Source organism: Ideonella sp. P3_A4, assembly GCF_056403075.1.
Genome location: NZ_JBFUGE010000283.1, coordinates 1 through 7,782 on the forward strand (window position 1 = coordinate 1; position 7,782 = coordinate 7,782).

A 7,782-nucleotide genomic window follows, 5' to 3' on the forward strand; every position below is an offset into this window, starting at 1 on the left:
AGCGTGCGGTAGTCGTAGCCGCGCACCGAGTCGTCGCCGCCGGCGCGAAAACGCTGCGAGTCGGGCACCACGACCTCGTGTTTGGTCAGCACGCCGCCGAGCTCCAGCCGCGCTTCGCTGAAGAAGCCGTTCGGCAAGGGCAGGTAGCCGGTGGCGCGGCCGTACAGCCGGGTGAAGGGGCCGGACGCTGGCCGCTGTTCCACCGGCAGCGTCGGCGCCGAACCGGTGGCCCAGCCTGCACCGACCTGCACATTCAGCGTCGCGCCGCGCGTGGGCAGCACCGCGTTGTCGAGCCGGCGCCAGGTGTTGTGCAGGTTGGCCGACACAGCCTTCAGTGTCAGCGCGTCGATGCAGGCGCCGTCGGAATAGCTGCATTCGTTGCTGCGTTCGAGCTCGACGAAGGCCAGCCGCTCGTGCTGCGGCAGGTCTTCCGATCGGCCGAGGCGGACGCGCTGTGAGATCACCCGGTCTTCGTCGGTCTTCAGCAACTCGTAAGTTCCGCCGACCAGGTAACGCTGCATCTTGGCGTTAGGGTGGGCAGAGATCTCGCCGTCCCAGGCCTTGYGGTCGCGGCCCAGCTCGAACTTGTTGCGTGCGGTGGCGGCCCAGCCAAAGATTCGGCGGTGGGTGTATTCGAGCGTCGCCCGCGGCCCGGTGTTGGTGCCGTAGCCCAAGCCGGTGGTGGCGTTCTGCAGCGGCGCTTCCTTGACCTGCACCAGCACGCGGGACTGGCCCACCAGCGCCGCGTCCGGGTCCAGGCTGACGGCGACCTGGTCGAACAGGCCGGTGCGCAGCAACCGCTCCTGGTAGTCGAGCAGGCGGGTTTCGGTCAGCGGTGCGCCTTCTTCGAAGCCGGCCAATGCCCGCACTCGCTCGGCATCGTGGAAGGCCAGGCCGGTGATGGCGATCGAGTCGGGACCACCGCCGGCGCGAAACAGCGGCCCGCTGTCGGCCACCGCGAAGATGCGCACCTTCGGCGCTTCGGTGCTGTCGGGATCGTCGCTGCTGATGACCTCGGCGCTGGTGCCGCTCCAGCTGGCGGCGGCGTAGCCCTCGGCCCGCAGCCGCCCGATCACCGCGCTCTTGGCACCGGACCAGACGTCGTTGCGAAAGGCCGCACCGACCGGCAAGGCCCAGTTCTCGATCAGCTGGTCGTGCAGTTCACGGGCGCGCTGTTCGCGGTTTTCGACCGCATCGCCGAGGCCGCCCTGGAATTCGATCACCAGCTTTTCGACGCGGGCGATCGGGCCGGGTTCCAGGGTCAGCCGCACCTGGCGACCCTGGCGCTCGACCCGCGCCTTGGCGAGAAAATAACCCTCGGGTTGCACGAGGGTGCGGGCCTGCGCCGGCGCCGCCGCGATCAGGCGTGACCATTCGACGTCGCTGATCTCGATGCTCGAATCGGACGTGGCTGCCGCGCTGGCGGCTGAAGCCGGCGCGGCTGGCGGGCGGGCGCCACCGGGTCGATTGGCCTCTGCGGCGTGTTGGTCGGCGATCGCGCGGGCCAGGTCGAGGTGTTTTTCGAGCAGCTTGCGCAGCTCGCCCGGTGCGACGACCTCCAGCTCGGGCACGCCGCTGGCGGCTGTCGTGGGTGCTGCTGGTGCTGCCGTGGGTTCTGGCGACGGCGCAGCGCCTTCGTCTTGCGCCCATGCTGGCGCCGCCCCGACGACCGACGCGGCAAACACCAGGGCGAGCAACCAGCGTGCCGCGCTCATTTACTCAGCAAGCGCATCGCTCCTTCCAGCCCGGCCAGCGTGAGCGGGAACATGCGCTGGTGCATCAGCTGCTGCATGATCGAAATGCTCTGCCGGTACTGCCAGACACCTTGCGGTTCAGGGTTGATCCAGGCGTATTTCGGGAAGGCGTGCGTGAGCCGCTGCACCCATTCGGCGCCGGGCTCCTCGTTGTTGTATTCGACGCTGCCGCCGGGCTGCAGGATCTCGTAGGGGCTCATCGTCGCGTCGCCGACGAAGATCAGCCGCCAGTCCTTGTTGTACTTGCGGATCACGTCGAAGGTCGCCGACTTCTCGCTGAAGCGGCGCCGGTTGTTCTTCCACATGAAGTCGTAGACGCAGTTGTGGAAGTAATAGAACTCGAGGTGCTTGAACTCGCTCTTCGCGGCGCTGAAGAGTTCTTCGACGCGGTGGATGTGCTCGTCCATCGTGCCGCCGACGTCCATCAGCAGCAGCACCTTGACCTTGTTGTGGCGCTCGGGCACCAGCTTGATGTCCAGCATGCCGGCGTTCGCGGCGGTGCAGTGGATCGTGTCGTCGAGGTCGAGCTCCAGCTCCGAGCCCTCGCGCGCGAAGCGGCGCAGCCGGCGCAGCGCGACCTTGATGTTGCGGGTGCCCAGTTCGAGCGAGTCGTCGTAGTCCTTGTAGGCACGCTGGTCCCAGACCTTGACCGCGCTCTTGTTCTTTCCGGGCCCGCCGATGCGGATGCCCTGCGGGTTGTAGCCGCCGTGGCCGAACGGGCTGGTGCCGGCGGTGCCGATCCACTTGCTGCCACCCTCGTGGCGCCCCTTCTGCTCTTCGAGGCGCTTTTTCAGCGTCTCCATCAACTCGTCCCAGCCCATCTTCTCGATCGCAGCCTTCTGCTCGGGGCTCAGCTCGTTCTCGAGCACCTTCTTCAGCCACTCGAGCGGGATCTCACGCCCGAAGTCCGTCAGCATCTCGACACCCTTGAAATAGGCCGAGAACGCGCGGTCGAACTTGTCGAACAAGGCCTCGTCCTTGACGAGCGTGGTGCGGGCGAGAAAGTAGAAGTCGTCGATCGACGGGCCGATGACGCCTTCTTTCAGCGCTTCCAGCAGGGTCAGGTATTCCTTGACCGACACCGGCAGCTTGGCGGCGCGCAGTGTGAAGAAGAAGTTGGTCAGCATGGCAGGGCGCGGGGGCGGGGGCTCTCAAGAAACGAAGGGCCGCTCCCGAGTTTCTTGCCCCCCGCGGGGGGCGGGCCGGATGCGGCCCTGGGGCCTCAGGAGTGCCGGCACGATGGTGCCACATTGTGCGGGCCCGTTCGTTGCTGGACGTACCATAGCCCCACACCTGCCGCCGCTTGATGGACGCCATCCAAACCCTGCTTGTCGTGCTTGGCATCTTGCTGGGGTTGGCAGCCGTCGGCTGGTGGCTGGCCGGCACGCGGCTGGGCTTGTCGCGCGAATCGGCGCTGCACTGGTCTGCATTCAGCTTCTTTGGGGTGATGGCGGCCGTCGCCGGATTGCTGCAAAAAGGGCCACACCTGGCTTGGCCGATCGCACTGGCTGACTTCGCCCTGGTGGCGGGCTTCGTCAGCGTCAGCCGCGGACTGGCGTTGTTCGTGGGCAAGTCCCCGGCCCGGTGGCCGGATGTGCTGATGCTCATGGCGGTATCGCTGCTCGGCGTGGTCAACATCGCGTTGGGCATGGACCCGTACCTGCGGGCGATGCTGGGTTCGGCCTGCGTCACCGGCGTCCTGCTGCGCGGCCTGTGGATCGGCGTGCAGCCGGCGCAGGTCGAGTTCGGTCGCTTCGTCGGTTTGCTGATGGGCGGGCCGCTGCTGGTGACGGCGCTCCTGTTTGCATCGCGGGTGGTGACTGCGGCGTGGCGCTACCCTCCCGAGAGTGAACTGCTGCTGTCCGCGCCCACGATCGCCAATGTGGTGGGGCTGATTGCACTGACCACGCTGTTGGCGCTGTTCAACCTGGCGTTGATCTTCGTTTCGGTGACACGGCTGGTTCGGCGGCTGCACCACTTGTCGCGCCACGACGGGCTGACCGGCCTGTTGAACCGGCGCGCGCTGCTGACGACGCTGGCCAGCGAGCAGGCGAGGGTGCGGCGCGGCGCGCCGCCTTGGGCTCTGCTGCTGATCGACGTCGACCACTTCAAGCGGGTCAACGACCAGCACGGCCACGCGGTTGGCGACCAGGTGCTGAGCCGGATCGCGCAGGTGCTGCGCCAATCGGCACGCGAGGTCGACACGGTGGCGCGCATGGGTGGCGAGGAGTTCTGCGTGCTGGCACCGATGACGCCGATGCATGGCGCGGCCTTGCTGGCCGAGCGCCTGCGCCAGGCCGTCGAGACCAGTGCCAAGGACGCCAGCGACGTGGCGGTGACGATCAGCATCGGCGTCACGCTGGCCCAGCAGGGCGTCACCGAGCCGGCCGATGTGGCGGTGGCGCGGGCTGACGTGGCGCTCTACAGGGCCAAGGCGGCCGGGCGCAACCGCGTCGAGATGCCGCTCGACAGCGAGCTGGCGCCGATCGCGTCGGCGCKCGAGCCGCTGGTCGTGCCCTGAGCTGGGTTGCGACCTTGGTCGAGCGGGGCTGCCCGCGACCACGGTTGCGTCCACCAAGGCGCAGGCGTGGCGCCAATGGATAAGCCGCCGTCGCGCTGGGCACAACCGGGTCCCGGCGCCCGTTCCAACATGCCGCATCGACCGATCATCACGGAGACGCGCATGAACTTCCTCGACGATTCGCTGCTGCCCGAGAACCAGGACAAGCTGGTCATCACCGTCGCTCCCTACGGCCCCGAGTGGGAGCCCGAGGACTTTCCGGAGGACATTCCGGTGACGATGCAGGCGCAGGTCCAGAAGGCGGTCGACTGCTACAACGCCGGTGCCACCGTGCTGCACCTGCATGTGCGCGAGCTCGACGGCAAGGGCAGCAAGCGGCTGTCCAAGTTCAACGAGTTGATCGCCGGCGTCAAGGCCGCAGTGCCGGACATGATCATCCAGGTCGGCGGCTCGATCTCGTTCTCGCCCGAAGGCGAGGGCGGCGAGGCCAAGTGGCTCAGCGACGACACGCGCCACATGCTGGCCGAGCTGGACCCGAAGCCCGACCAGGTGACGATCGCAGTCAACACCACCCAGATGAACGTCGTCGAACTGATGAGCGCCGACGACTACGCCGGCACCTCGTTCGAGCGCCCCGCCGTCTACCAGGCCTACCGAGAGATGACCGTGCCGGCCGGCCCGGGCTGGGTCGATGAACACCTGAAGCGCTTGCAGGCCAACGGCATCCAGCCGCACTTCCAGCTCGCCACGGTGGCCCAGCTGGAGACTGTCGAGCGCCTGATCCGGCGCGGCATCTACACCGGGCCGCTCAATTTGACYTGGGTCGCCCTTGGCGGTGGCTTCGACGGCCCGAGCCCGTACAACATGATGGAATTCATCCGCCGCGTGCCCGACGGCGCCTGCCTGACGCTGGAGACCCTCATGCGCAACGTGCTGCCCGTCAACACCATGGCGATGGCGATGGGCCTGCACGCCCGCTGCGGCATCGAAGACAACCTGTGGGGCCGCAAGGGTGAGAGGATGGGCTCGGTGAAACAGATCGAGCAGCTGGTGCGCGTGGCCCGCGAGCTGGGCCGCGACGTGGCCAGCGGGAAAGAGGCGCGCGCGATCTACAAGATCGGCACCCACTATGCGAATGCCGACGAGACGCTGGCCGCGCTGGGCTATGCGCCCAATCGCCAGCCGGGCCAACGCGGTGCCACGTTGCGCCAAGCGGCCTGAGGAGATCCGATGAAACTGTCTACCTGCATCGCCGCTGCCGTCTGCCGCGGTTTCGCCCTGGTTGCGCTGGCCGCCGTGGGCGGCGCCGCGCTCGCCGAGACCGCGTCGACCACGCCCTTGCGCATCGTCGTGCCGGCGCCGCCCGGCGGCACGCTCGACGTGGTCAGCCGCATGCTGGCCGAATCGCTGCAGCCGGCGCTGAGCCAGCCGGTGATCGTCGACAACAAGCCGGGTGCTGTCGGCATGCTGGGTGTCAACGAGCTGCTGGCCGCACCGCATGACGGCCAGACGGTGCTGGTGCATGTCAGCGGCATCGTCAGCGAGATTCCGCATTTGACCAAGGCGCGCTACGACCCGTTCAAGGACATCAAGCCGATCGCCCAGCTGGCGCGCAGCGGCCTGGTCTTCGTCGGAGCGCCCGCGCTGCCGGCCTCGACGTTGAAGGAGGCGGTGGCCTACGTGAAGGCCAACCCTGGCAAGGTCAGCGTGGCCTCGTACACCACGGGCACGCTCTCGCACACGCTGGGCGTCGAGTTCAACAGCCTGGCCGGACTGGACATGAGCCACGTCGGCTACAAGGGCTCGCCGCCCGCGCTGCAAGACGTGATCGGTGGCCACGTGCAGTTCATGTTCGACGGCCCGGCCACTTCGGTGCCGATGATCAAGGCGGGCAAGCTGAAGGCCTTCGCGGTCACCACACCTCAGCGCCTGGCGGCCCTGCCCGATGTGCCGACCTTCGAAGAGCAGGGCTACTCGGCGATGAACGCAGTGGCCTGGGTCGGCCTGTGGGTCACGCCCGACGTGCCCGCGACGGTGCAAGCCAAGCTGCGCGAACTGGTGCTGAAGGTCATGCAGGCACCGGCGATGAAGGAGCGCCTGGCTGCGCTGGGCATGGAACCCGGGTTGAACGCGACCAGCGAAGACCTCGCCAAGACCTTGCGCAACGCCTACGAGCGCCAGGCCTCGCTGCTGAAGTCGATCAACTTCAAGCCTGAGTGAATGGGGCACCCGGCGCAGGAGTACCTCCGCCGCCCTCCGACAGGGCCGCAGCCGCCTTTTGGGAGCGGCCCGGCGGCGGCTGCGCCGCGCCACCACAGCCGTAGCCAGTTCATGAATGGTTTGATGCAGTTGCTCGGCTTCTTCGAGGGCCAGCTCGCCAAGTGGTGGACGCCCGGCGACGTGGTCTTCGTTGATGCGATCCCGCTTGGTGCAGCTGGCAAGATGCTGAAGAACCGGCTGCGCGAGCAATTTCGCGACTGCCGACTCCCCACCCCCTGAAGGCCGACACATGGACGCGATTGCGCTCACCGCCTGGGCGCCTCGCGCCCGCCAACTGCTGCCGGGCCTGCTGGCCAGTGCAGTGGTCGCCACGGCGGCCACCTTTCTTGCCCAGCACTACGGTGCGCCGGTGATGCTGTTCGCGCTGCTGCTCGGGCTGGCGATGAACTTTCTTTCGGGCGACCACGTCTGTGGTCCTGGCATCGAGTTCGGTGCGCGCAGCGTGCTGCGGCTGGGCGTCGCGCTGCTCGGGCTGCGCATCACCGTGGCCCAGGTGGCGGCGCTGGGCTGGCAGCCGGTGCTCGGCGTCGTGCTGCTGGTCGTGGTGACCATCGGCCTGTCGATGCTGGCGGCGCGGCTGATGGGCTTCCAGACCCTGTTCGGTCTGCTCACCGGCGGCGCCACTGCCATTTGCGGCGCCTCGGCGGCGCTGGCCCTGTCGGCCGCGCTGCCACCCCATCCGCAGAAGGAGCGGGCCACACTGTTCACGGTGATCGGCGTCAGCGCCTTGTCGACGCTGTCGATGATCGTCTACCCAATGATCGCCCGCTGGGCCGGCCTGGACGACCGCGCTGCCGGCATGTTCCTCGGCGGCACGATCCACGACGTGGCGCAGGTGGTCGGTGCCGGCTACAGCATCTCGCACGAAGCCGGCGACGTGGCCACGCTGGTCAAGCTGATGCGCGTGGCGATGCTGTTGCCGGTGATCGTGTTCGCCTCCGCGTTGGCGCGCTCACGCCTGCGCACCAGCGGCGAGGCCGCCGGCCCGCGCCCGCCGCTGCTGCCCGGCTTCGCGCTCGGCTTCGCGGCGCTGGTGCTGATCAACAGCACCGGCTGGGTGCCTGCCACGCTGCAACAGGCGGGTAGTGACGCGTCGCGCTGGTGCCTGGTGCTGGCGATCGCCGCGATCGGCATGAAGACCCAGCTGAAGGACCTGGCCACCGTGGGCCTGAAGCCCATCGTGCTGATGGTCGGCGAGACGGTCTTCCTGGCCGCGCTGGTGCTCGG

Annotated in this window: 7 protein-coding genes; 5 read left to right on the plus strand and 2 right to left on the minus strand. The window is 68.1% G+C overall.

Annotated features, from left to right (window positions below):
• Together AC1DYI_RS21285 and AC1DYI_RS21290 are read right to left on the minus strand one after the other, a co-directional pair.
• On the minus strand, nucleotides 1-1,715 hold a 1,715-nt coding region (locus AC1DYI_RS21285), incomplete at its 3' end, for an autotransporter assembly complex protein TamA (protein WP_477206129.1).
• The gene (locus AC1DYI_RS21290) at nucleotides 1,712-2,881 is read right to left on the minus strand and encodes a vWA domain-containing protein (protein ID WP_477206130.1); all 1,170 of its coding nucleotides are present in this window, start codon (nucleotides 2,879-2,881) and stop codon (nucleotides 1,712-1,714) included. The genes AC1DYI_RS21285 and AC1DYI_RS21290, both read right to left, overlap by 4 nt.
• Before the next feature lie 179 nt (nucleotides 2,882-3,060).
• Here AC1DYI_RS21290 and AC1DYI_RS21295 point away from each other — a divergent pair, with 179 nt between their 5' ends.
• From AC1DYI_RS21295 to AC1DYI_RS21315, 5 genes are all read left to right on the plus strand, one after another.
• Nucleotides 3,061-4,275, plus strand: a complete 1,215-nt coding sequence (locus AC1DYI_RS21295) for a GGDEF domain-containing protein (RefSeq protein ID WP_477206131.1) — start codon at nucleotides 3,061-3,063, stop codon at nucleotides 4,273-4,275.
• Between the two features lie 162 nt (nucleotides 4,276-4,437).
• Nucleotides 4,438-5,496: a beta-keto acid cleavage family enzyme gene (locus tag AC1DYI_RS21300; protein ID WP_477206132.1), complete on the plus strand. Its 1,059-nt coding sequence runs from the start codon at nucleotides 4,438-4,440 to the stop codon at nucleotides 5,494-5,496.
• Nucleotides 5,497-5,505: 9 nt separating this feature from the next.
• Nucleotides 5,506-6,495 carry a tripartite tricarboxylate transporter substrate binding protein gene (locus AC1DYI_RS21305; RefSeq protein WP_477206133.1) on the plus strand — a complete coding sequence of 330 codons (990 nt, stop codon included), beginning with the start codon at nucleotides 5,506-5,508 and terminating at the stop codon, nucleotides 6,493-6,495.
• 123 nt (nucleotides 6,496-6,618) lie between these two features.
• Nucleotides 6,619-6,774: a hypothetical protein gene (locus tag AC1DYI_RS21310; protein WP_477206135.1), complete on the plus strand. Its 156-nt coding sequence runs from the start codon at nucleotides 6,619-6,621 to the stop codon at nucleotides 6,772-6,774.
• 10 nt (nucleotides 6,775-6,784) lie between these two features.
• The coding region (locus AC1DYI_RS21315; RefSeq protein WP_477206134.1) for a YeiH family protein at nucleotides 6,785-7,782 on the plus strand (998 nt) is incomplete at its 3' end.

Excerpts from the sequence above, each read along its gene's own strand:
- AC1DYI_RS21290 (WP_477206130.1), bottom strand. The coding sequence starts at position 2,881 with ATGCTGACCAACTTCTTCTTCACACTGCGCGCCGCCAAGCTGCCGGTG.
- AC1DYI_RS21305 (WP_477206133.1), top strand. The coding sequence starts at position 5,506 with ATGAAACTGTCTACCTGCATCGCCGCTGCCGTCTGCCGCGGTTTCGCC.
- AC1DYI_RS21310 (WP_477206135.1), top strand. The coding sequence starts at position 6,619 with ATGCAGTTGCTCGGCTTCTTCGAGGGCCAGCTCGCCAAGTGGTGGACG.